22 protein-coding genes are annotated in these 21,950 nt (G+C 74.3%); 11 read left to right on the top strand and 11 right to left on the bottom strand.

The genetic code is table 11. From position 1 onward, the window contains the following. Nucleotides 1-159: 159 nt before the first annotated feature. The gene (locus AB0637_RS14000) at nucleotides 160-1,236 is read right to left on the bottom strand and encodes a substrate-binding domain-containing protein (RefSeq protein WP_366173024.1); all 1,077 of its coding nucleotides are present in this window, start codon (nucleotides 1,234-1,236) and stop codon (nucleotides 160-162) included. Nucleotides 1,237-1,424: 188 nt separating this feature from the next. On the opposite strand from AB0637_RS14000, the gene AB0637_RS14005 reads away from it, so the two are divergent. Next, a complete protein-coding gene (locus AB0637_RS14005; RefSeq protein WP_366173025.1) occupies nucleotides 1,425-2,636 on the top strand; it encodes an ROK family transcriptional regulator in 1,212 nt (403 codons plus the stop codon). A gap of 61 nt (nucleotides 2,637-2,697) precedes the next feature. Here AB0637_RS14005 and AB0637_RS14010 read toward each other — a convergent pair whose 3' ends face one another. The 3 genes from AB0637_RS14010 to AB0637_RS14020 all read right to left on the bottom strand — a co-directional run bounded on the left by AB0637_RS14010 (nucleotide 2,698) and on the right by AB0637_RS14020 (nucleotide 5,175). Continuing rightward, a complete protein-coding gene (locus AB0637_RS14010; RefSeq protein ID WP_366173027.1) occupies nucleotides 2,698-3,261 on the bottom strand; it encodes a dihydrofolate reductase family protein in 564 nt (187 codons plus the stop codon). 349 nt (nucleotides 3,262-3,610) lie between these two features. Next, nucleotides 3,611-4,546 carry an NADP-dependent oxidoreductase gene (locus AB0637_RS14015; RefSeq protein ID WP_366173028.1) on the bottom strand — a complete coding sequence of 312 codons (936 nt, stop codon included), beginning with the start codon at nucleotides 4,544-4,546 and terminating at the stop codon, nucleotides 3,611-3,613. 98 nt (nucleotides 4,547-4,644) lie between these two features. Beyond that, nucleotides 4,645-5,175 carry a DsbA family protein gene (locus AB0637_RS14020; protein ID WP_366173029.1) on the bottom strand — a complete coding sequence of 177 codons (531 nt, stop codon included), beginning with the start codon at nucleotides 5,173-5,175 and terminating at the stop codon, nucleotides 4,645-4,647. A gap of 321 nt (nucleotides 5,176-5,496) precedes the next feature. Here AB0637_RS14020 and AB0637_RS14025 point away from each other — a divergent pair, with 321 nt between their 5' ends. Further along, nucleotides 5,497-5,853: a helix-turn-helix domain-containing protein gene (locus AB0637_RS14025; protein ID WP_366173130.1), complete on the top strand. Its 357-nt coding sequence runs from the start codon at nucleotides 5,497-5,499 to the stop codon at nucleotides 5,851-5,853. Here the strand turns inward: AB0637_RS14025 and AB0637_RS14030 are convergent. Further along, nucleotides 5,805-7,001, bottom strand: coding sequence for a helix-turn-helix domain-containing protein (locus AB0637_RS14030; RefSeq protein ID WP_366173030.1), 1,197 nt, complete (start codon nucleotides 6,999-7,001; stop codon nucleotides 5,805-5,807). The genes AB0637_RS14025 and AB0637_RS14030 overlap by 49 nt on opposite strands. A gap of 116 nt (nucleotides 7,002-7,117) precedes the next feature. Between AB0637_RS14030 and AB0637_RS14035 the strand changes: the two genes are divergently transcribed. The 5 genes from AB0637_RS14035 to AB0637_RS14055 all read left to right on the top strand — a co-directional run bounded on the left by AB0637_RS14035 (nucleotide 7,118) and on the right by AB0637_RS14055 (nucleotide 11,423). Next, nucleotides 7,118-7,966 carry a nitrilase-related carbon-nitrogen hydrolase gene (locus AB0637_RS14035; protein WP_366173031.1) on the top strand — a complete coding sequence of 283 codons (849 nt, stop codon included), beginning with the start codon at nucleotides 7,118-7,120 and terminating at the stop codon, nucleotides 7,964-7,966. Continuing rightward, complete coding sequence (hydA, locus tag AB0637_RS14040) at nucleotides 7,963-9,387, top strand: dihydropyrimidinase (protein ID WP_366173032.1); 1,425 nt, start codon at nucleotides 7,963-7,965, stop codon at nucleotides 9,385-9,387. The genes AB0637_RS14035 and hydA overlap by 4 nt, the downstream gene beginning before the upstream one ends. Before the next feature lie 14 nt (nucleotides 9,388-9,401). After that, nucleotides 9,402-10,445 carry a TIGR03842 family LLM class F420-dependent oxidoreductase gene (locus AB0637_RS14045; RefSeq protein ID WP_366173033.1) on the top strand — a complete coding sequence of 348 codons (1,044 nt, stop codon included), beginning with the start codon at nucleotides 9,402-9,404 and terminating at the stop codon, nucleotides 10,443-10,445. Between the two features lie 78 nt (nucleotides 10,446-10,523). After that, the gene (locus tag AB0637_RS14050) at nucleotides 10,524-10,940 is read left to right on the top strand and encodes a hypothetical protein (protein ID WP_366173034.1); all 417 of its coding nucleotides are present in this window, start codon (nucleotides 10,524-10,526) and stop codon (nucleotides 10,938-10,940) included. 9 nt (nucleotides 10,941-10,949) lie between these two features. Next, entirely contained in the window at nucleotides 10,950-11,423 is a 474-nt protein-coding gene (locus AB0637_RS14055) for a hypothetical protein (protein WP_366173035.1), read from the top strand. A 2-nt stretch (nucleotides 11,424-11,425) separates the two neighbouring features. Here the strand turns inward: AB0637_RS14055 and AB0637_RS14060 are convergent, their stop codons facing one another. Both AB0637_RS14060 and AB0637_RS14065 read right to left on the bottom strand, forming a co-directional pair. Then, complete coding sequence (locus tag AB0637_RS14060; protein WP_366173036.1) at nucleotides 11,426-13,012, bottom strand: methyl-accepting chemotaxis protein; 1,587 nt, start codon at nucleotides 13,010-13,012, stop codon at nucleotides 11,426-11,428. 131 nt (nucleotides 13,013-13,143) lie between these two features. After that, entirely contained in the window at nucleotides 13,144-13,695 is a 552-nt protein-coding gene (locus tag AB0637_RS14065) for an NAD(P)H-dependent oxidoreductase (protein ID WP_366173037.1), read from the bottom strand. Between the two features lie 119 nt (nucleotides 13,696-13,814). Between AB0637_RS14065 and AB0637_RS14070 the strand changes: the two genes are divergently transcribed. After that, nucleotides 13,815-14,420 carry a helix-turn-helix domain-containing protein gene (locus tag AB0637_RS14070; protein ID WP_366173131.1) on the top strand — a complete coding sequence of 202 codons (606 nt, stop codon included), beginning with the start codon at nucleotides 13,815-13,817 and terminating at the stop codon, nucleotides 14,418-14,420. Nucleotides 14,421-14,492: 72 nt separating this feature from the next. Then, complete coding sequence (locus AB0637_RS14075; RefSeq protein WP_366173132.1) at nucleotides 14,493-15,119, top strand: dihydrofolate reductase family protein; 627 nt, start codon at nucleotides 14,493-14,495, stop codon at nucleotides 15,117-15,119. 31 nt (nucleotides 15,120-15,150) lie between these two features. On the opposite strand, the gene AB0637_RS14080 is transcribed toward AB0637_RS14075, so the two are convergent. The 4 genes from AB0637_RS14080 to AB0637_RS14095 all read right to left on the bottom strand — a co-directional run bounded on the left by AB0637_RS14080 (nucleotide 15,151) and on the right by AB0637_RS14095 (nucleotide 19,209). Continuing rightward, entirely contained in the window at nucleotides 15,151-15,687 is a 537-nt protein-coding gene (locus tag AB0637_RS14080; RefSeq protein ID WP_366173038.1) for a GNAT family protein, read from the bottom strand. Then, a complete protein-coding gene (locus tag AB0637_RS14085) occupies nucleotides 15,684-16,076 on the bottom strand; it encodes an ATP-binding protein (RefSeq protein WP_366173039.1) in 393 nt (130 codons plus the stop codon). Before AB0637_RS14085 ends, AB0637_RS14080 begins: the two co-directional genes overlap by 4 nt. Before the next feature lie 62 nt (nucleotides 16,077-16,138). Further along, nucleotides 16,139-16,996: an HDOD domain-containing protein gene (locus tag AB0637_RS14090; protein WP_366173041.1), complete on the bottom strand. Its 858-nt coding sequence runs from the start codon at nucleotides 16,994-16,996 to the stop codon at nucleotides 16,139-16,141. Continuing rightward, nucleotides 16,993-19,209, bottom strand: a complete 2,217-nt coding sequence (locus tag AB0637_RS14095) for an EAL domain-containing protein (RefSeq protein ID WP_366173042.1) — start codon at nucleotides 19,207-19,209, stop codon at nucleotides 16,993-16,995. The genes AB0637_RS14090 and AB0637_RS14095 overlap by 4 nt, the downstream gene beginning before the upstream one ends. A 235-nt stretch (nucleotides 19,210-19,444) precedes the next feature. Here AB0637_RS14095 and AB0637_RS14100 point away from each other — a divergent pair, with 235 nt between their 5' ends. Beyond that, nucleotides 19,445-20,596, top strand: coding sequence for an MFS transporter (locus AB0637_RS14100; protein WP_366173043.1), 1,152 nt, complete (start codon nucleotides 19,445-19,447; stop codon nucleotides 20,594-20,596). Beyond that, nucleotides 20,566-21,927: a hypothetical protein gene (locus AB0637_RS14105; RefSeq protein ID WP_366173045.1), complete on the top strand. Its 1,362-nt coding sequence runs from the start codon at nucleotides 20,566-20,568 to the stop codon at nucleotides 21,925-21,927. Before AB0637_RS14100 ends, AB0637_RS14105 begins: the two co-directional genes overlap by 31 nt. Nucleotides 21,928-21,950: the final 23 nt, after the last annotated feature.

A 21,950-nucleotide genomic window follows, 5' to 3' on the forward strand; every position in this document is an offset into this window, starting at 1 on the left:
GGGTTCAACGCGGTGAACACCACCACCGCGATCACCAGGATGATCGCCGGCGACACCGCCGGATAGGCGTGCAGCACGTGCTGCACCCGCTGCACCGGCGTCCGCCGACGGTTGGCGAGTTCTGCGGCCGCACTCACCGGTGCACTTGTCGTCGCCATGTCAGCCCCAGCAGATCTTCGCGCCCTCGGTGGAGGTGATCGACTCCACCCCGCTCACCGGCTTGTCCGTCACCAGCTGCACCCCGGTGTCGTAGAAGTCCAGTCCCGGGCTCGTCGACGGCTTCGTCCCGTTCTTGGCGTAGTCCGCGATCGCCTTCACGCCCAGTTCGGCCATCTTCAGCGGGTACTGCTGCGCGGTGGCGCCGATCACCCCGTCGGTGACCTCCTTCACGCCGTCGCAGCCGCCGTCGACCGAGACGATGATGGCGCCGGTGTTCCCCGCGGCCTTGAGGGCGTTGTCCGCTCCGGAGGCGGCCGGTTCGTTGATCGTGTACACCACGTTGATGTTCGGGTTCTTCGTCAGGCAGTTCTCCATGGCCGTGCGGCCGCCGTCCTCGGCGCCGCCGGTCGGCTCGTTGCAGACGATCGTGTAGTCACCACCGTCGTACGTGCCGGTCTTGTCCTCGTCCCCGTTCTTCTTGGGGTCCTTGGTGTCGATGCCCATGCCGGTGAGGAAGCCCTGGTCACGGTTGTAGTCGACCGTGACGACCTTGTCGTTGAAGGCGTCGAGGAGCGCGATGGTCGCCGGCTTGCCGCCGAGCTGACCCTTCGCCCACTCCCCGATCATCTTGCCGGCCTTGAAGTTGTCCGTCGCGAACGTGATGTCGACGGTGTCGGCCGGGTCCGGCGGGGTGTCCAGGGCGATGACGTAGAGCCCCGCGTCGCGCGCCTTCTTGAGGGCGGCGTTGATCCCGGGGCCGTTGGGCGTGATGAGGATGCCCTTCTGCCCGGCCGCGATCGCGTTCTCGATCAACTGCACCTGACCCTGCTCGTCACCGTCCTCCTTCCCCGCCCCGACCGTCAGGTCGATGCCGTCCTTCGCGGCCTCGGCCTTGGCGCCCTTCTGCATCGCGACGAAGAACGGGTTCTGCGAGTCCTTGGTGATGAGGGACACGGCGATCTTGTCGTCACCGCCGCCGGTGGAACCTGTGCTGCCGGAACCGCAGGCGGCCAGGCTGGCCGCGGCCAGCACGGCGACACCGAAGGCGACGGTGGGGCGGGTGCGGACGATCTTCATCGATTCCTCCTGTGGGCGCAGATCCCGCGGTCGTCGGTGACCGGGTGCCGCCACCGCGCGCTGTGGCCGACGGCAGGAGAGTGCCCGTTGCTTACGTCGGTTGTCAACGGCTAGAAGCCGACTTCTGCTTGACAATCGACGTAAGGGGGAGCACGCTCGGGGCTCGTCCACCGACCGGAAGGGTCCCCATGTCACCGGCTCCCGGGCGCACGTCCGGCGACGACGGTCCCGGGCAGGCGCTCGACCTCATCACGTCCGGACGCGCCCGCACCCGCACCGCCCTGGCGGAAGCCCTGGGGTTGTCCCGGTCGACGACGACCCAGCGCCTCGAACCCCTGCTGGCCTGCGGCCTGGTCCGCGAGGAGGACGACCTCGTCGCCTCCGGGGGCCGCCCGTCCCGCAGCCTGGGCCTGAACCCCCGCGCCGGGCTCGTCGTGAGCGTCGACATCGGCGAGGAGCGGACCCGGGTCGCCGTCACCGACCTCGAGACGACGGTGCTCGGCGAGAGCGTCCTGGCGCTGCGCCTGGACGACGGACCGGAACCGCTGCTGGACAGGATCTCCGAGGCGGCCCGGCAGGTCCTGCACGAGGACGGGCTGGACGACGCCCCCGTCGTGGGCATCGGTCTGGGGGTGCCCGCCCCCGTCGACTCCGCCGCGGGGAAGGTGACGGGCTGGTCGATCATGTCGGGCTGGGACGGCTTCGACGTCCGCGACCACCTCCGCCGCGCCTGGGGCGTCCCCGTCGTCGTCGACAACGACGTGAACGTCCAGACGGTGGCGGAGCACCACCGCTTCTGGCCGCACGTCTCGCACCTGTTCTACGTCAAGATCGGCACGGGTGTGGGCAGCGGCATGGTGGTCGACGGAGCCGTGAACCGCGGCGCCCAGGGGGGCGCGGGCGACATCGGCCACGCTCACGTCGGGGGGTACGGCGACCCGCAGTGCCGGTGCGGGAACCTCGGGTGCCTGGAGTCCCTCGTCGGTGGGTGGGCCCTGGCCCGGGACCTGCGGGACGCCCGGCGACCGGACATGCACGACGCGCGGGACGTGGCCCGCCAGGTGACGCTGGGCGAGGTCCAGGCCGTGACCCGCCTGCGCGCCGCGGGTCGGATCCTGGGGGAGGCCGTCGCCTTCGCCACCAGCCTGCTGAACCCCGAGGTGATCGTCCTCGGGGGTCTCCTCAGCGTCAGCGGGGACCACCTGATGGCCGGGGTGCGCGAAACCGTCTACCAACGCTCGCACCCCCTGGCCACCCGGCACCTGCGCATCGTGCCGACGGGGTTCCGGTCCCGGTCGGGAACCGTCGGCGCGAGCTACCTCGTCCGGGACCACGTCCTGTCCCCGGCCCGGGTCGACGCGCTGCTCGCCGCCGGCGGTTCCCCCTTCGAACTCCCCTGACCGTTCAGGACGCGGCCGGGCGTCCGGTCGGGGCGAGCGGTTCCTCCGCCTGACGGTGCCGTCAGGGAACGCGCACGACGTACCGCAGGAGGACCGCTCCCCCGGCGAACCGTCGTTCCGCCAGGAGCTCGAGGTCGACGCGCAGACCCGGCGGCATCGCAGGTTTGCCGCCGCCGACGGTGACGGGGCAGACCAGCAGGACGCAGTCGTCGACCAGCCCGTGCCGGAACGCCTCGGCCGCGATGGTCGCACCCCCGATGCTGAGGTCGCGGTCGGTGGACTCCTTGAGGGCGCGGACGGCGGCGGGGTCGAAACGCCGTTCCAGCGTCGTCCGCGCCGTGCTCACCTGCTGCAGGGTCGAGGAGAACACGACCTTGTCGGCGTCGCGCCAGACGTCGGCGTACTCGCGCACGACGGCGGGTTCGCCCTCGAGCCAGTCGTCGTCCTCCCAGACGCGCATCGTCTCGTACATCCGCCGCCCGTAGAGCGACGTCCCGACGTGGCGTTCGTGGTCGTTCCAGAACGCGTGGACCTCCTCGTCCGGCACCGACCAGTCGAACGCACCGGTGGCGTCCTCGAGGTAGCCGTCGAGTGAGGTGTTCGCCGCGTAGACGAGTCTGCCCACAGGTTCCTCCGCATCGGTCGTGAACCCCACCCTGCCCCCGTGGGAACGGCGGGACAAGGGGTTCACCCACCCCCGGACGACGCCCGCACCCGCGACGCCACGCCTGGTCCCAGACCCGGTCCCACGTCGGACCGGGTGTGGGACCGGCACGGACGTCGTCACCACGACCGCGGAGCCGTTCCCGTGCCCGGTCCCGTGCCTGGTCCCACCGTCGTCACCGGGCCCCTCGCGGTCGACCGGCCTTCCCGCACCGGTCGGCCGCCGTCCGGGTCGTCGTCACGAAGCACCGGACCTACCGGCACGCCGCTCCAACGATCCCCCCAGGGGGCCGTCGCCCCCGACCCGCCGGTCAGGACAGCAGGGAGATGACGACCTTGCCGCGCACGCTGCGGGTCTCCAGGGCGGTGAACGCGGCCGCGGCCTCCTCCAACGGGAACGTGGCGCCCACCCGCGGGGTGATCACACCGGCGGCGAGGTAGCCGGTGAGTTCGCGCAGGACCTCCTCGGACTGCGCGGCCTGGCGGACGAGCGTGAGGCCCCTCTCCTCCCCCGCGGCCTGGTCCAGTTCCCCGATGACGGTCACCAGGGTTCCGCCGCGCCGGAGGATCCCGTACGACTTCTCCAGGGAGGCTCCCCCGACGGCGTCCAGGACGGCGTCGAACTCGCGCAGGTGCTCGGAGAAGTCGTCGGTGGTGTGGTCGAACACCTCGTCCGCCCCGAGTCCCCGGACGAGGTCGACCCCGTCACCGCTGGCGGTGGTGGCGACGTGGGCGCCGAGGTGCTTGGCGACCTGGATGGCCGCCGAACCGACGGCGCCCGACCCGCCGCTGATGTAGACCTTCTGACCGGCCTGCAGGTGGAGGTTGTGGTCGACCGCCTCGACGGCGGTGGTGCCGGCCACCGGCATCGAGGCGGCGTCGACGGAACTCAGGCCCTCGGGGACGGCGGCGAGGTTGCGGGCCTGGACGAGGGCCTGCTCGGCGATCGCCCCGCTGCCGCCGAGCAGGGTGTAGGCGTTGCCGTAGACGCGGTCGCCGACGGAGAACCCGGTGACGTCGGGCCCGACGGCGGCCACGACCCCGGCGACGTCACCGCCGAGGGTGGCGGGGAACTGCAGCGGCATCAACGCCTGGGCGTACCCGGACCGCAGGGCCGCGTCGAGGGGGTTGAGGGCGGCGGCCTCGACGGTCACGAGGACCTGGCTGCCGGTGGGGTGCGGGAGGGTGACGTCGGCGATCGTCAGGACGCTGTTGTCGCCGTACTCGGTGATCTGCAGTGCGCGCACGGTGCGGGTTCCTTCTGGAGCGGGTCGGGTGGTGGTGGGGGCGGAGCCGCGGGAGGGCGGTTCCGGGAGGCGGTGCGCCGGGCCCCGGCGCGGGGTGGTCAGGCACTCACCTCCGCGGCAGCGCGGGCCAGGACCTGGGAGTACGTCTCGACGCTCTGCGCGCCGGCGACCGCCAGGCGGCCTCCGACCACGGCGAACGGCACCCCGGTGATCCCCAAGGCGCGGGCCCGGGCCCGGTCGGCGTGGACCTCCTGGGTGAACTCCCCGGAGGCCAGGACCCGCCGCGTGTCGTCCTCGGGGAGGCCGTGGCGCGTCGCCACGGCCACCACCTGCGCGGAGTCGAAGGGGTCGACGTGCCCCGCGAAGCACTCGGTCTGCAGGTCGGTGAAGAACGCGGTCCCGACGCCGCTGCGGTGAGCCAGCTGCAGCACCCGGTGCACGTCGAAGGTGTTGCCGGCCGGGCGGTCCACGACGAAGGGCAGCCCTTCCGCGGCGGCCCGGCGGGTCATCTCCTCCTCCACCGCCCGCGCTCGCTCGGGGCGGACGCCGTGGACGCGGGTCGCGACGTCCAGCACCGGCTCGGAGGTCCCGCGGGGCCACTCGGGATGGAGTTCGAAGGAGTGCAGCACGACGTCCGCGTCGATGTCGGCGGCGTCACCGCCTGGACCAGGCGGTGCTCCCCGACGTAGCACCACGGACAGCTGAGGTCGGTCCACACGTCCACCCGCAACGGGGAGCGGGAACGAGGGCCGGGAGGGGTGGGAGACATGGCGACCTACCATCGGTGTGGTCACGCACACGGTGTGCGTAAGGCGATGGTGGACCCGTTCGACGGGGTCTACAAAAGGCACATCCGTGTGCGCGAGAAGGGCACACGGGTGTTCGTGGAGGGGGTGGGACGCGTGGTGCCAGAGGTTTCCGGGCAGGGCCTGCCGGCGCCGGAACCGGGCGTGTGCGCCGGCTGGCCGCAGGAGAGCGGGTTCATCCGCGAGGTCCTCGACCGGATCGGGGACAAGTGGACCGTGCTGGTCGTCGGGACCCTGCGGGACGGTCCACGGCGGTACACCGAACTGCACGCGGTCGTGCCCGGCATCTCCCAGCGGATGCTGACGTTGACCCTGCGGCAGCTGGCCCGGGACGGGCTCGTCACCCGCACCGCCTACGCCGAGGTCCCGCCGCGCGTGGAGTACGCCCTGACCCCGTTGGGCCGCAGCCTGCTCGACGTCGTCATGGCCCTCTCGACGTGGGCCGTCACGCACTACGAGGCCGTGGCCGCCCACCGGCGCGCCGCCGACGCCTCCGACTGAGCCCGCCCCGCGTCGGGCGGACCCGCCCGCCAGGCCGTCACGGCCAGCAGGAGCACCGCGTTCTGGGCGGGAACCGTGACGTCGAGTCCCGTGCACTCGCCGAGGCGGCGCAGCCGGTTCAGCACGGTGTTCCGGTGGCAGAACGACCGCTCGGCCGTCGCGGCCACGGAACCCGTCGCGCAGTAGACGTCGAACGTCTCCAGCAACCGGTCCCGTTCCGGCGCCGGCAGGGCGAGCACCTGGCTCAGCACGTCGCCGGCGACGTCGGCCCGCAACGGCCCCAGAGCACGCGCCGCCAGCGCCAGGGCCACGTCCGGCGGGCGCACCGGACCGGTCGCCCCGGACGGGAGCACCGCCGCCACGGCCTCCGCCACCCGCACCGCGCGCGGCACCCGGGCCAGTCCCCGCGCGAGGGGGCCGACCCCGCAGACGACGTCGCGCAGGGCGCTGTCCTCCGTCGCCAGCAGGACGGCCCCGCCCCGCCAGGGGTGGACGTGCAACCCGGTCCTGCGCCCGACGCCGGGGACCGCGACGCCGGCCGGGACGACGGCGCACACGACGTCCGCCTCGACGTCCATCCCCAGCACGGCCGCAGCCCCCGACAACAGCGTCCCGTCGCGGCCGTCGGACTCCAGGAACGTGTCGACGATGCGGTGCCGGTCGCGCTCACGGGCGTACGCCAGCGCCGTCGCCGCCTCGTGGTAGCCGACCTGGACGTCCGTCGAGTGCTCCTCCACCGCCTGCCAGACCTGCACCGGCAGCGTGACGGCGGCCGCGAGGCCCTCAGGGGCCAGCCGTTCGGCGAGCACCTCCCACACGATCCGGAAGTGCAGGCGGGTCCCCGCCGTCACGGCGGCCAGGGGCACGTCGAGGTGCGCCCTGGTGCGCCCCAGCTCCCGCGAGGCCTCCACGAGCCGCTCCGGGACGGGCAGGTCGACCAGCCGGCGGAACACCCGTTCGTACGTGTCGACCGCGTCGCTCTGCAGCCGGTCCACCTCGACGGCGCCGTCGGAGTAGGGCACCACCTCCCGCACCTGCGCCACGAACCGGGTCGCGAGCGCGTCCACGTCCCCCAGGAGTTCCAGCAGCGCCGACCGGACCGTCGCGGACCCGGCGGCCGTTGCGGGGGTGTTTCCCGGACTGTGCACGTGCACACCCTAGCCAGGTCGACCTGCACGCTGACGTCCTTGCGACCCGGGCCCCGCCGCGGAAGGCTCGGGTCCCACCGGCGCACCGCCGGACCGCAGGGAAGGGAGCACCGGAGATGACCACGGTACGTGTGGCCCTCGTGCAGGCAGCCTGGACGGGCGACAAGGACAGCATGCTCGCGGCGCACGAGCAGTACGCGCGCGACGCCGCCGCCGCAGGCGCGGGGATCGTCTGCTTCCAGGAGCTGTTCTACGGGCCCTACTTCGGCATCACCCAGGACAGCGCCTACTACGCCTACGCCGAGAGCGTCCCCGGTCCGACGGTCGCGCGGTTCCAGGCGCTGGCCGCCGAACTCGGGATGGTCATGGTGCTGCCGGTCTACGAGGAGGAGCAGCCCGGCGTCCTCTACAACACGGCGGCGGTCGTCGACTCCGACGGCCGGTACCTCGGCAAGTACCGCAAGCACCACATCCCCCACCTGGACCGGTTCTGGGAGAAGTTCTACTTCCGCCCGGGAAACCTCGGATACCCCGTGTTCGAGACGTCCGTGGGGCGGGTGGGCGTCTACATCTGCTACGACCGGCACTTCCCCGAGGGGTGGCGCGCCCTCGGGCTGGCCGGCGCCGAGATCGTCTTCAACCCCAACGCCTCCAAGCCCTCCCTGTCCAACCGCCTGTGGGAACTCGAGCAGCCGACCGCGGCCGCCGCGAACGGCTACTTCGTGGCCGTGCCGAACCGGGTGGGCGCCGAGACCGGCGAGTTCGGCGACGACGCCGTGCCGTTCTACGGGACCAGCTACATCGCCGATCCGATGGGGAACTTCGTCGGCGAGAAGGCGAGCAGCACCGACCCCGAACTGCTGGTCCGCGACCTGGACCTCGACCTCATCCGGCAGGCGCGCACCGACTGGCAGTTCTACCGGGACCGCCGGCCGGACTCCTACGGCGACCTGGTGCGGCCGTGAGCACCACCCTCGTCACCGGTGGCACCCTGGTCTCCAGCACGGCCGCCACCCCGACGGACGTGCTCATCGACGGCGAACGCGTCGTGGCCCTCCTCACGCCCGGTTCCGACCTGGTGGCCGGGATGGTCGTCGACGAGCGCATCGACGCCACCGGCTGCTACGTGCTGCCCGGCGGGGTCGACGTGCACACGCACCTGGAGATGCCGTTCGGCGGCACCGAGGCCAGCGACACGTTCGAGACCGGCACGCGGGCCGCCGCGTTCGGCGGCACGACGACGATCGTCGACTTCGTCGTCCAGCGCACGGGCGAGGTCGTCGAGCACGCCCTGGAGACCTGGCACGCCAAGGCCGCGGGGAACAGCGCGATCGACTACGGGTTCCACATGATCCTCGGCGGGGTCGACGAGGAGTCGCTGAAGGCGATGGACTCGCTCGTCGCGCACGAGGGCGTCACCAGCTTCAAGCTGTTCATGGCCTACCCCGGGGTGTTCTACTCCGACGACGGCCAGGTCCTGCGGGCCATGCAGCGCGCGAGCGGCAACGGCGCGACGGTCATGATGCACGCCGAGAACGGCATCGCCATCGACGTCCTCGTCCAGCAGGCCCTCGCGGCCGGGAACACCGACCCCGTCTTCCACGGGCTGACCCGCCCGGCCGAACTCGAGGCCGAGGCCGTGAACCGCGCGATCGCCCTCGCCAAGGTCGCCGGTGGAACCCCGCTGTACGTCGTGCACGTCTCGGCCTCCCAGGCCCTGGCCCGCATCGCGGCCGAACGGACGACCGGGGCGAACGTGTTCGCCGAGACCTGTCCGCAGTACCTGTACCTGACGCTCGAGGACCACCTCGGCGCGGGCGGACCGGGGAGCTTCGAGGGGGCGAAGTACGCCTGTTCGACGCCGTTGCGCTCGAAGCACGAGCGGCACGCGGCCGACCTGTGGCAGGGTCTGCGGACCGACGACCTCGCGGTCGTGTCCACCGACCACTGCCCCTTCTGCTTCAACGACCAGAAGCAGCTCGGACGGGGTGACTTCTCCAAGATCCCCAACGGGATGGGCGGGGTCGAGCACCGCCTCGACCTCGTCCACCAGGGCGTCGTCGACGGGCACCTGTCCCTGCAGCGCTGGGTCGAGACGTGCGCCACCACCCCGGCGCGGATGTTCGGCATGTACCCGCAGAAGGGGACGATCGCGCCCGGTTCGGACGCGGACGTCGTCGTCTACGACCCGACGGCGACGACGCGCATCTCGGCGCAGACCCACCACATGAACATCGACTACTCGGCCTTCGAGGGTTTCGAGCTCACCGGCGGGGTGCGGACCGTCCTGTCCCGGGGACGGACGGTCGTGGACCGCGGGACCTGGCTCGGGTCCCCCACGCACGGCCGGTTCGTCCGCCGCGGCCTGTCCCAGTACCTGCGCTGAAGGGAGGTCGACCCGTGGACTTCGGTGTCGTCCTGCAGACCACCCCGCCGTCCTCGCGCGTGGTGGAACTCGCCCGCGTGGCCGAGACCTACGGGTTCTCGCACGTGTGGACGTTCGACTCCCACGTGCTCTGGCAGGAGCCCTACGTCATCCACTCCGCGATCCTGCAGGCGACCCGCAAGGTCGTCGTGGGCCCGATGGTGACCAACCCCGCCACCCGGGAGTGGTCGGTCACGGCCTCCACGTACGCGACGCTCAACGAGATGTTCGGCCCGCGGACGGTCTGCGGCATCGGCCGCGGCGACTCCGCGGTCCGCACCCTGTCCGGCAAGCCGACGACGCTGGCGACGCTGCGCGAATCCGTGCACGTCATCCGCGAACTGGCCAACGGCCGGCCCGTCGAGCACCGCGGGCAGACGGTGCAGCTGCCGTGGGCGACCGACCACGGCCCGGGCCGCCAGACCGAGGTGTGGGTCGCCGCGTACGGGCCGAAGGCGTTGCAGCTCACGGGCGAGGTCGCCGACGGGTTCATCCTGCAGCTGGCCGACCCGGACATCGCGGCGTGGACCATCGGCACGGTGCGGGAGGCGGCCGAACGTGCCGGCCGCGACCCGGCGTCGGTGCGGTTCTGCGTGGCCGCACCCGCGTACGTGGGGGACGCCGACGCGGAGTCGATGGCCCACCAGCGCGAGCAGTGCCGCTGGTTCGGCGGGATGGTGGGCAACCACGTCGCCGACCTCGTCGAGCGGTACGGGACGGACTCGACGATCCCCCAGGCCCTCACCGACTACGTGAAGGACCGGGCCGGGTACGACTACAACGAGCACGGCCGGGCCGGGAACTCCCACGCGGCCTTCGTCCCCGACGGCATCGTCGACCGGTTCTGCCTGCTCGGTCCCGCTCAGGCGCACGTCGAACGGCTCACCGAACTGGCCGACCTCGGCGTCGACCAGTTCGCCCTCTACCTGCAGCACGACGGCAAGGACCAGACGCTGAGCGCGTACGGCCAGGTCGTCCTCCCGGCGGTGCAGGGGGCAGCGCGGCGCGCGATCTCCTGACCGGCGCCGCGTGGCGTCGGGGGCCCGTCGCCCGGGCGGCCCATCCAGCCCGGGTCGCCGCGGGCCGACCACCAAGGCATGTTCACCTCCGCCGTCACCGGGGCCTGCGTCGTCGGGTTCACGCGCGAGGCCGGCTGGTGCCAGGCGCCCGGCTGTGCGCACCCCGTCACGGACGGGGCGGCGCTCGTCGTCGCCCGGGACGGCCGGTTCGTCCACTACGCCCGGACGTGCGTCCGGCGCTTCCTCGGCCTGTCGCTGACCCAGGAGGACCTGCTGGCCATCGAGGCCCGCCGGCACGCCGCGTTCGTCATGGGGCTGGCGCACGTCCACGCGGCCTTCGTCCGGGAGGACCCGACCCTGTGCGCCGGGTTGCTGACGACCCTGGAGGACCTGCGCCCGGCGACCGTCGCCGAACGCGTCGTCCTGGAGTCGGCCCGCTCCCGGCTGGAACTCGTCGTCGCCACCTGCCCGGTCGCGCAGGAGGTCGACGCGTAGGCTGCGGCCGTGGCCCTGCCGATCAGCCATCCCCTGCAGCGGTACAGCGTCAGCGGGTACCAGGAGACCGACCTGCCGTCGGGCGCCGTGGCCTGGTCGGCGAACCTGCTGCGGTACGGGCAGAGCTTCGGGCTCGTCACCGACCACGGCGACGGCCGCCCCTGCGACTGGACGTTCACCGACGACGGCTACGGGGCGGAGTTCCTCGCCGCGGCCGCCGGTCTGCACCCCGACGCCGAAGATCCCGGCGCCGTCCTGGTGGACCGGCTCGTGACGATCCGCGCGTTGAACTCCCTCGACCAGGTGGCGTACTGCCTCGACGGGGACGCGTTCGAGGAACGCGGGGAGCACCGGCTGGCGGACCCGGGCCGCACGTTCCTCGAGGTGCGCCGCGACCTCGCAGCGCTCGGTCCGGGCCGCAACGCGCGCATCTGGGACAAGGGCGCCTCGGCGATGGTCCCGGTCACGTCACCGGAGGCGTGACCTCAGCGGCGGAACTGGGCGACGAGCGAGTTCAGTTCCGCTGCGGACCGCGCCACCTCGCCGGCGGTCGTCGCGGTGTGCCCGGCACCGGCGGTGGTCTGGGCGGCGGCGGTCGCGATCCCCGTGGTGTTCAGGGCGATCTCCTGGCTGCCGGCCGCGACCTCGGTCACGTTGCGGACCATCTCGGCCGTCGTGGCCGACTGCTCCTCCACCGCCGCGGCGATCGTGGACTGCAGCGCGTCGACGCGCAGGATGACCTCGGCGATCCCCTCGACCGCGCGCGCGGCGGCGTCCGCGTCGGTCTGGGTGGCGGCCACGCGGGCGACGATCTGCTCGGTCGCCCGGGCGGTCTGCTGGGCCAGTTCCTTCACCTCGCCGGCGACGACGGCGAACCCCTTGCCCGTCTCCCCCGCCCGGGCCGCCTCGATCGTGGCGTTGAGCGCGAGCAGGTTCGTCTGCTCGGCGATGGCCGTGATGAGTTTGACGACGTCACCGATCTCGCGGCTCGAGGTCGCCAGGCGCGCCAGCGTCTCGCCGGCCCCGTGGGCCGCGGCCACCGCGCCCGCGGCGGTCTGCGAGGCGGACGCGGTCGCGGACGCGATCTCGTGGATGGCCGACGTCATCTCCTCACCGGCCGCGGCGACCGTGGCGATCGAGGTGGAGATCTCCTCCGTGGCGGCCGAGACGACCTGGGCCTGCACGGCCGACTCCTCCGCGCCGCCGGAGAGCTGGGTCGCGACGGCCGTCAGCTCCTCGCTGGAGGCGGCCAGGGTGAGGGCGTTGTCGGCGATCCGGCCGATCGTGGCGGACAGGGCGTCGAGGGAGGCGTCCGTCGCCACGGACAGCCGTCCGACCTCGTCGCGACTCACGTGGCCGACGCGCCGGTCGAGACGGCCCACGGCGAGCCCCTCCATGACGTGCACCGCCCGGCCGAGGGGCCGGGCGATGGAGCGTGCGGTGAGGACCGCCGTCACGGCGGCCAGGACGAGGGCCAGCAGGACCGTCCCCACGAGGACGGCCACGGCGGTCCGGTAGGCGGCCTGCCCGTCGGCCGCGATCGCCTGCGAGGCGGCCGTCTCGACCTCGTCGAGGTCCGCGAGCGCCGCGCGGACCCGGCCGGCGGCGGGGTCGGCCGCAGTGGCGCGCTGCTGCACGAAGGCGTCGAGCCGGTCGGCGGTGGCGAGCGGCAGCAGGGAGGTGGCGGCCGTCCGGTACTCGGCCAGGGCCTGCGTCACGGCCTCGCGCTGGGCGGGGCTGGAGGCGGGGCCGGTCTGCAGGTAGCGGGCCCACGCGGCGTCCAGGGCTGCGTCGTCGGCCTGCAGGCGTTGCCGGGCGGCGGCGGTGCCGGCCGCGTCCGGGGTCAGGGCGGTGTCGCCGAGGTCGGCGCGGGCCACGACGAAGGCGGTGTCGACCTTGTCGACCGCGTCGACGGCGGCCAGTCCCGACGTCGCGAGGAACTCCAGGTGGTCCTGGGCCTGGGCGAGGCGGTGCAGTCCCACCCCGGCGACCAGCACGAGCAGGGCACCGACCAGGCCGAAGCCGACGGCGAGCTTGGCCGCGACCCGCAGGTCCCGCCAGTGACCGACCACGGCGAACGTCCCTCCCGCGCGCGGACCCGGTGCCCCCGCTCCCCCGGTGATCGGCACCGGGACCGCGCGACTGGAGTCGCGTGTCCCGGTGTCGACCGGGGGTGGTGCTGTGGGGTTCAGGCGGCCGGGGTTCAGGCGGCCTTGGTGGCGGCCACGAGGCCGTCGAGGACCGCGGTGAGCTTCTCCACGACCTCGGCGTCGTCCTTCGGGTGCGTCTCGGCGAAGCGGACGACCGAACCGGGGATGGCGAAGGTGACGTCGGACAGGACGTTCGCGCCGGCGATGCCGAGGGCCTTGCGGGCGTCGTCCTGGGCCCAGACGCCGCCGAACTGGCCGAAGGCGGAGCCGACGACGACGAGCGGGGTGCCGTTGAGGGGGCTGGCGCCGTAGGGGCGGGAGGCCCAGTCGATGGCGTTCTTCAGCACGGCCGGGACGGTGCCGTTGTGCTCGGGGGTGACGACGAGGATGGCGTCGGCGGCGCCGACGGCGGCGCGGAAGTCGACCGCGGCCTGGGGGACGGAACCCTCGACGTCGACGTCCTCGTTGTAGAAGGGCAGGTCGGCGAGGCCCTCGTGGATGGTCAGCTCGACACCCTCCGGGGCCAGGGCCACGGCGGTCTCGGCGATCTGGCGGTTCGTGGAGGCGGCGCGCAGGCTGCCGACCAGGACCAGGACGTCGGTCACGGAGAACTCCTCGGGAAGACGGGGGCGGACCCGGACGGGCCGCTGAAACGGACTGTAGTCCGTATCTTGTCCCGGCTTCAAGCACCGTCGTGGTCACCTAGGCTGCGCGGGTGGCACGGATGCTGGCCCGGCTGGGCGAGGGGGGTCTGCCCGCCCGCGCCGACGCCTCCCGCAACCGCGAGCTGCTCCTGTGCACCGCCCGCCGCCTCCTGGACGAGGTCGGTCCCCAGGGCCTGAGCATGGACGCCCTGGCGGAGGCCGCCGGGCTGGGCAAGGGCACGGTGTTCCGCCGGTTCGGTTCGCGCGCAGGGCTCTTCGCCGCCCTCCTCGACGAGCACGAACGCGAGTTCCAGGGCGCCTGTCTCGCCGGTCCCCCGCCCCTGGGGCCGGGCGCGGACCCGGTGGAGCGGCTCGTCGCCTTCGGCCACGAACGCCTGCGCTTCACCGCCCGCCTCGCGGGCCTGCTGCGCGAGGCGCGGGCGCGGGCCACGGCCTCCGGGGCGCCCGGGGACTTCAGCCGCCTCCACCTGCGCGTCCTGCTGCAGGCCGCCGGCGTCGGCGGGGACGGGGAGGTCCTGGCGTTCCAGCTGCACGCCGCGCTCGAGGCGCCCCTGCGCCACCACCTCGAGGGGGACGGTCCCGACGGCTCCCCCGGCGCGCCTCCGCTGGACCGGCTGGCGGCCGGCTGGGGCGACCTCGTGCACCGCATCGCCGACCACCGCTGAATCCCGACGGTGGCGCGGGTCCACCCACCGACGAGACCCGTGACCCAGCGCAGGCACCAGCAGGAGGACACCGTGGGCCAGATCCACCTCGAACTGTTCGCCACCCTCGACCTCGTGGGCCAGGGCCCGGGCGGCCCCGACGAGGACCCCGTCGGGTTCGCCTTCAGCGGGTGGCAGGCCCCGCTCGTGGACGAGCACACCGGCCGGCAGGTGCAGGCCTCCTACGAGGGCACCGACGCCCTGCTGCTGGGCCGCCGCACGCACGAGATCTTCAGCGCGTACTGGCCCCACCAGCAGGGCGGCCCCGACGACTCGATCGCCGCGCTCTTCAACCGCGTCCCGAAGTACGTCGCCTCCCGCGGCCGGCCGGACCTGTCGTGGACCGGTTCGGTGCAGCTCGGTCCGGACCTGCCCGCCGCCGTGCGCGAGGTGCGGGAACGGCACGACCGCGTCAAGGTCGTCGGCAGCCTCAACCTCGTCCAGACCCTGTTGCGGGAGAGGCTGTTCGACGAACTGCACCTGTGGTTGCACCCCCTCCTCCTGGGGCAGGGCAAGAAGGTGTTCGACGGCGGCGCGGTGCCCTCGAACCTCACTCTGCTCACACCCCCGGACGCCGGACCGCAGGGATCGGTGTTCCTGCGCTACGGGCTGCGCGACGGGGTTCCCGGCACGGGCGACATGACGGCTCAGGAGCGGTGAGTTCCCGCAACGGTGGGTTCCCGCGGGTCGGTCAGTTCGGGGCGGTGCGCTGGTAGAGGACGTGGTCCTGCCAGCGTCCCGCGATCCGCAGGTACCGGCGTGCCACCCCGATGCGCTCGAACCCGTTGCGCTGCAGCACCGCCTGCGAGGCGGAGTTCGAGAGCAGGGTTCCGGCCTGCAACCGGTGCAACCCCAGCCCGGCCGGCTCTGCGGTGAACGCGAGGTCCACGAGCGCGGCCACGGCGTGGGTCGCGACCCCGCGACCGTTGACGGCCTCGGCCACGAAGTACCCGACGTCGGCGGACTGGAACGGCCCCCGCACGATCCCCGACAGGGTCAACCGCCCGACGAGTTCCCCGTCGTGCTCGATGACGTAGGGCGCCACGCGCCCCGCCTCGTGCTCGGCGAGCGCGGTCCGCAGCAGGTCGCCCTGCCCCTCGCTCGTGAAGTACGACTCGTCCCGTTCGGGTTCGTAGGGGGCCAGGAACGGCCAGTTCTCCCGCAGCAGGGACGCCACCGCGGGGGCGTCGTCGGCGCGCGCGAGACGCAGCGTCGTCGCACCGCTCACGAGATCACGAACCACACGGTCTTGCCGTTCTCGTCGTGCTCCACGCCCCAGCGGTCGGAGATGATGTCGACGAGGGCCACACCGCGTCCGCCCTCGGCCTCCGGGGCGGCGTCGCGCCGCACGGGCGGGTGCGGGTTGCCGTCGGAGACCGCGACGTGCAGCCCGGGCCCCTCCCCGTCGCAGGAGACGCGGACGCGCACCGGTGGCCCGCCGTGGCGGACGGCGTTGGTGACGAGTTCGGAGACGAGCAGTTGCGCCTCGTCGAGGACGCGCGCGTGGTGGGCGGCGCAGTAGGCCTCGGACAGGAAGGCGCGCGCTCGACGCGCCGAGTGCTCCTCGTCGGGCAGGGTGATCTCCGCCGCCGGGGTCGCCTCGCACACGAGTGCCATCCAACACCATCCCCCCGCACCCCGCCCCCGGCCGAGCGGCCGGGACCGGTGGGGGTCCGGGGTCACGAGGTCAGCAGCTGCACGAGCTCGGCGGCGGTGCGGGTGACCCCCGCCCGCACGGCGTCCAGCTCGGCGTCGCGCACGTGACCGGCCGACAACTGCTCGGCCGGCTGCGGTGCCCGCGCGGGATCGGTGGCGCGTTCGGACAGCTCCAGGCCGAGCCGCACGCACGTCGCGAGCGGCGTCGCCCAGCCGGGCCGGTCGACCTGCGAGAGCGCGTGCGCCAGGTCCTCGGGGAAGGCCCAGGCCGCGAGCGCCTCGGCCGAGACCCGGGTGTGGGTGGCGCCGTAGCGGCGGTTCTCCGCCGCGAGGAGTTCCTCGCGGTCGGCCGACTCCGCGATCATGCGCGGGTACTCCACGGGGTCGCACCGCACGAGCAGGGCCTGCCCGAGCCGGGCCAGCAGCCCGACGGAGAACGCCTCCGGCGCAGCGCAGCCGAGACGCGGGGCGAACTCGGCGGCGGCGACGGCGGTGAGCACGCTGCGGTCCCAGAAGCCGGCGAGCGCCTCGGGGACGTCGTCGAGGCCGGCCATCGCGGAGACCGCGAGGCTGCGCACCGTGGAGAACCCGACGACGGTGACGGCGAAGGCGGGTCGGGAGACGCGGCCCGACAGGCCGAAGTAGGCGGAGTTGGCCAGCCGCAACACCTTCGCCAGCAGCGCCGGGTCGAACCCGAGGGTGCGGCCCAGGGAGGCGGCGTCCGAGGCCTGGTCGTCGGCCTCGGCCACGACGCGGGCCGCCACGGGCCGGTGGGCGGGCAGGTCGTCGAGGGCCGCGGAGATGCGGCCGAGGACCTCGACGGCCCCGGGCGGGGACGTCGAGGTGGCGGTGACGCCGCTCGCGCCGGACGCGGTGCTCACGCGGGCACCCCCTTCAGGACCGTCGACGTGGGGGCGGCGGCGGGCACGAGCTCGCCCCCGCGCCGCAACACCTCGACGAGCGCCTCGCGCGGCAGCGGTCGGGAGTACAGGTAGCCCTGGACGGCCTCGCACCCGAGCTCGCTGATGACCTGGTCCTGCTCGAACGTCTCGACGCCCTCGGCGACGACGCCCAGCCCCAGGGTCCGGGCCAGGGAGACGACGGCGGCGGCGACGGCGCGGGCCGGCCCGTCGGTGGAGCGCAGGTCCCGCACGAAGGACCGGTCGACCTTGAGGTGGTCGACGGGCAGGTCCTTGAGGTAGGCCAGCGAGGAGTAGCCCGTGCCGAAGTCGTCGATGGCCACGCGCACCCCGTCGGCCCGCAGTTCCTCCAGCACCTCCCGGCACGCGCGCAGGTCGCTGGCCAGGGCGGTCTCGGTGACCTCCAGGCACAGGTCGGACAGCTGCAGACCCGCCGCGGCCACGGCGCGGCGCACCCCCGCGGCGAACCCCTCGGCGGCCAGGCTGACGGCGGAGACGTTGACCGCCACGTGCTCCGGGCTCGTCGGCAGCACCCCGGCGGCCTGCTCGGCGCGCCAGGCGGCGAGGTCGCGGCAGGCGACCTCCAGGACGTGCGCGTCGAGGGCCGGCACGAGGTTGGCCCGTTCGGCCAGTTCGATGAAGACGTCCGGCCGCACCGGCCCGAGCTCGGGGTGCGTCCACCGGCACAGCGCCTCGACGCTGCGCAGCTGCGCGGGACGGCCGGGCCGCACGACGGGCTGGTAGTGCACGTCGACGCCGCCGCGGGCGAGGGCCTCGCGCAGGTCGGCGACCAGGCGCAGGGCGCGCCGGGCCCGGGTGCGGACCTCCTCGTCGAGCAGGGTCCACCGCCCGCCGCCGGCGGCCTTCGCCTCGTGGACGGCGATGCCGGCATCCCGGACGACCTCCTCGGCGCTGCACGTCAGCCCCTCCAGCAGCACCACCCCGATGCTGGCGACGAGGCGCAGCCGCAACCCGTTGACCTCGACGGGGGCGAGCACGGCGTCCAGGACGCGCCGGGCCGTGGCCTGCACCGCGTCGAGGTCGCCGAGGTCGGCGCAGACGAGGACGAACTCGTCCCCGCCGGGCCGGGCGACCATGTCCCCGGCGCGCACCGTGCGGGCCAGCCGGCGGGCGACCTCGACGAGGACGGCGTCCCCGGCCTCGGGTCCCAGGCCGTCGTTGACGGTCTTGAAGTCGTCGAGGTCGACCATGAGGACACCGACGTTCGTGCCCTGCCCGGGCGCGCGGCCGGGCAGCGCCAGCAGGTCCGAGAGCCGTTCCAGGAGTGCGAGCCGGTTCGGCAGCCCGGTCAGCAGGTCGTGCTGTGCCTGGTAGGCGAGGCGGTGCTCGCGGGCCAGCCGGTCCGTGACGTCCTCGACCGTGCCGATGAAACCCGCCCCGTACCCGGGGGTCCGGCTCGGGGCCAGGCGCACGGTCACCCAGCGGACCTGGCCGGCGGCCGTGCGCAGGCGGGTGTCGAGGGTGACGCGTTCGCCGGAGAGCACCGTGGCGATGGCCTCGACGACCCCGGTCCGTTCGTCGTCCACGACGTGGGTCAGCCAGCCGGTGCCGCACAACTCCTCGGCGGGCAGGCCGAGGAGTTCGGCGAAGGCGTCGTTGACGCGCGAGAGCCGGGCGCCGACGTCGGAGACGATCGTGGGCACGGGAGAGCTCTGCGCGAGCGTCGCGAAGCGTTCCTCGGCGGCCCGGACCGCGGCGTGGGCCTTCTCGTCCTCCGGCAGCGCCAGCGACAGCACCCAGTAGTGCTCGGTCGTCCCCGCGCGGGCCACGGCCCCGAGGCCGGGACCAGGACGTTCGGGGACGGGCCAGGCGACGACCTCGGTGCGGCGCAGGTCGCCGCCGGCCGTCACGACGTCGACGGCGTAGCGGGTCCGTCGTTCGCGCGAGAGGCGTTCGGCGTCGGGACCGGTCCGCAGCAGGCGGGTGACGGCGACGTCGACGAGGTGGCCGGCGTCGACCCCGAACAGGTCCGAGGCGGCGGCGTTGGCCCAGCGGACGCGGGCGATCTCCCGCGCGGGGGGGTCGTGCGGACGGGACACGACGAGGACGGGTTCGTCCGCGGCCGCGGCGTGGTGCAGCAACGCGGCGTCGACCCCGGCGGTGGAGTCGGGGCTCCCCCCGGGGTGGTGGCTGCGCCACGCCTCGTTCAGCACTGGTTCCGTCCACGGTGTTTCCCGGCGATCCCTTCCGTGGGACCGCATCGGAGTGTTCATCGGCACGATGCGCGACGAACTGACCCCCTCGCGCCCACGGACGCCGAGTTCAGAAGGGGGGCCCCTGCGGGACCGGCTGCGCTGCGTCACCTCGCCACCCGTCGGGACGGCGCGTTAGGCTCGCGGGCAAACGTCCGGCCCCCAGGCCGGTCCGCCCCTGCCGGAAGGTCTCGCCGTGCTCACGGCGTTCTTCGCCGCGGCCGCGTGGGGACGGGTCGGACTCGCCGCGACTCCCCTGGCGCTGCTGTGGTGCGTCCACGACCGCACGGGTTCCTGGTCCTCGGCCGGGCTGGCGACCGCCGGTCTCGCGGTCGCCGAAGCCCTCGCCGGTCCCCAGACCGCGCGCCTCGTCGACCGGTTCGGCCAGCCCCGGGTCCTGCCCGGGCTGGCGCTCGCCCACGCCGCCGTCCTGCTCGCCGTCGTGGTCCTGCTGCCCCCCACCGCTCCCGCGGCGCTCCTCCTGCCGGCCGGCGCGGCCGTCGGGGCGACCCTGCCCCAGCTCGGCGCGTACTCCGCCGCCCGGTGGGCACACCGCCTGACCCCCGCGACGGGTCTGTCCCGCGCGTTCGCCTGGGAGGCCGTCGCGAACTCGACGGCGTTCCTGCTCGGACCGGTCCTCGCCGCGTGGCTGGCGTCCTCCGGGCGGCCGGCGGCCGCGCTGGCGGGAGCCGCTGCGCTCGTCGCGTCCGGATCGGTGGTGCTGGCGCTGCTGCGGGGTTCGGCACCTCCCGCCGGGGGTCGCCCGGCCCGGAGGCCACGGCGGGGTGGGGGTCCCCCGCGTGGACTCGGGCTGCCGCTGGCCGTGACCGCCTGTCTGGGAGTGCACTTCGGCGCGCTGCCGCTCGCGGTCACCGCGGCGCGGCCGCAGGAGGCGGCGGTGCTGTTCGGCGCCTCCAGCGCCGGCGGGCTCCTCGCCGGCCTGGTCCTCACGCGGGTCGGCGACCCCCGGGTGGGCCGCAGCGCCGTCGTCCTCGCACTCGCGGCGGCCCCACTGGCCGTGCCGGGTGTGCTCGGGGGCTCCGTGGTCGGGCTCGCGGCGGTGCTCGCGGCCGTCGGCGCCGCGGTGCCGCCCGTCGTCGTCGCAGCGGCCGTCGCCATCCGCACAGCGGCTGCACCGCAACGCCTCACGAGCGCCTTCGCCTGGTCGGCCTCGGTGTCGGCGGCGGGGGTCGCCGCCGGGTCGGCCGTCGCCGGTCAGGTGGTGGACCACGTCGGCGCGGCGGGGGCGGCCGGCGTGGCCGCGGCGGCCACGGCCGCCCTGGCCGGCGTGGCCTGGGGGTGGGGCAGGATCGGCGGGTGCGCCCGCTGCGTCCCACCCGCCTCCTGAGCCTGGACTCGGGGTTGTGGGCGCTCGACGAGACGCAGCCGGTGGCCGCCGTGCTGGACCACCGGACGGGACGCCTCGAACGTGTCGTCAGCTGGCCGCAGGTCCCGGCCGAACCCGTGCCGACCCCCTGGCCGCCGCCGCGCCTGCTGCCCGACGGCCCCGCGTTCTGGACCCACCCCCACGGCGAGGCGCCCCTGGTGCGGATCGGCCCGGACGGTGTCGAGCTCGCCGTCTGGACGCACGGGCTGCGGCTGGCGGCCGTCGGGCCGGGTGGCGTCTGGTGCGCCCCGCCACCCCCGGCGCAGGACGTCGTGCGGTCGGTCGACGGGCGGCCCGGGTGGGGTCTGCACCCCGCCCAACTGCTCCACGTCGCCCGTGGCGGCACCCCCCGCCTGACGACCGTCCCGGCCCCGGTCCGCGCCGCCCAGGCCGAGGACACCGGGTTCCTCCTGGCCCTGGACGCCGAACCGTGGCACCTCGAACCGCTCGGCGCCGACCTGCACGAGGTCGTGTGGAGCACCGCGTGGTTCCGCGTCCCGTGGGGGGCCGCCGTGGGCGGGGAACTGCTCGACGTCGCCGAACCCCTCCCCGAGGGCCCGCCCGTGCGGACCGAGGACGGCCGCGGGACGCACTCGTGGCTGGACCCGTGGGCCACCGGCCAGGACCGGCACGGGGTCCGCCTGGAGGGGGCGCGCTGGGGTTTCGGCTGGCGGGCCGACGGCGACGCCGCCACCGGCGGGGAGCTCGTGGCGCTGACGCACAACGCCGACGGGAACCCGTTGCGACGCATCCCCTTGGGCCGCGGGACCACGACCTCGGCGGCCCTCGTCGGGACGGGCTCCGCCGAACGGCTCGTCGTGGCGGTGCGCCGGGACGCACCCGGTGAGCTCCGCCCGCCCGTGGACCTGGTGACGGTGCACCGCAGCGGGGACGTCACCCCGCTGCTGCGCGGCGGCGACGTCGACGTCGCCGACCACGTGCGGCCGCTGCTGCCGCGTCCCCTGGAGGCCGGGTCGTACCTGCGGCAGGTCCTGGCCACGCACGGCCGGCTCGAGGAGCACTGGCGCACCGACGAGGGGCTGCTGCCGCTCGTCGAGGGGTTGCACGCCGCCCGGTCCCGCCTCGTCGGCGACTGGCCGGACACGCTGCTGGAGTGGACCTTCGAACACCCCGAGCACCCCGGGGTCCGGTTGCGCCGCCGGACCCCGCTGTTCGACGAACTGGGCCGGATCACTCCGCCGGACACCGCCGCCGAGGCGCTGCGCGAGGACCTGCTGACCGGTCACGTCCCCCCGCTGAGCGCGGCGCGGCGCGGGTTCCTGGACCTCTGAGGACGGGCCCAGGAACCGCGTCT

Source organism: Kineococcus sp. NPDC059986 (assembly GCF_040702905.1).
Lineage (GTDB): Bacteria > Actinomycetota > Actinomycetes > Actinomycetales > Kineococcaceae > Kineococcus.

Excerpts from the sequence above, each read along its gene's own strand:
- AB0637_RS14005 (WP_366173025.1), top strand. The coding sequence starts at position 1,425 with ATGTCACCGGCTCCCGGGCGCACGTCCGGCGACGACGGTCCCGGGCAG.
- AB0637_RS14070 (WP_366173131.1), top strand. The coding sequence starts at position 13,815 with ATGCTGGCCCGGCTGGGCGAGGGGGGTCTGCCCGCCCGCGCCGACGCC.
- AB0637_RS14000 (WP_366173024.1), bottom strand. The coding sequence starts at position 1,236 with ATGAAGATCGTCCGCACCCGCCCCACCGTCGCCTTCGGTGTCGCCGTG.
- AB0637_RS14035 (WP_366173031.1), top strand. The coding sequence starts at position 7,118 with ATGACCACGGTACGTGTGGCCCTCGTGCAGGCAGCCTGGACGGGCGAC.
- AB0637_RS14085 (WP_366173039.1), bottom strand. The coding sequence starts at position 16,076 with ATGGCACTCGTGTGCGAGGCGACCCCGGCGGCGGAGATCACCCTGCCC.
- AB0637_RS14050 (WP_366173034.1), top strand. The coding sequence starts at position 10,524 with ATGTTCACCTCCGCCGTCACCGGGGCCTGCGTCGTCGGGTTCACGCGC.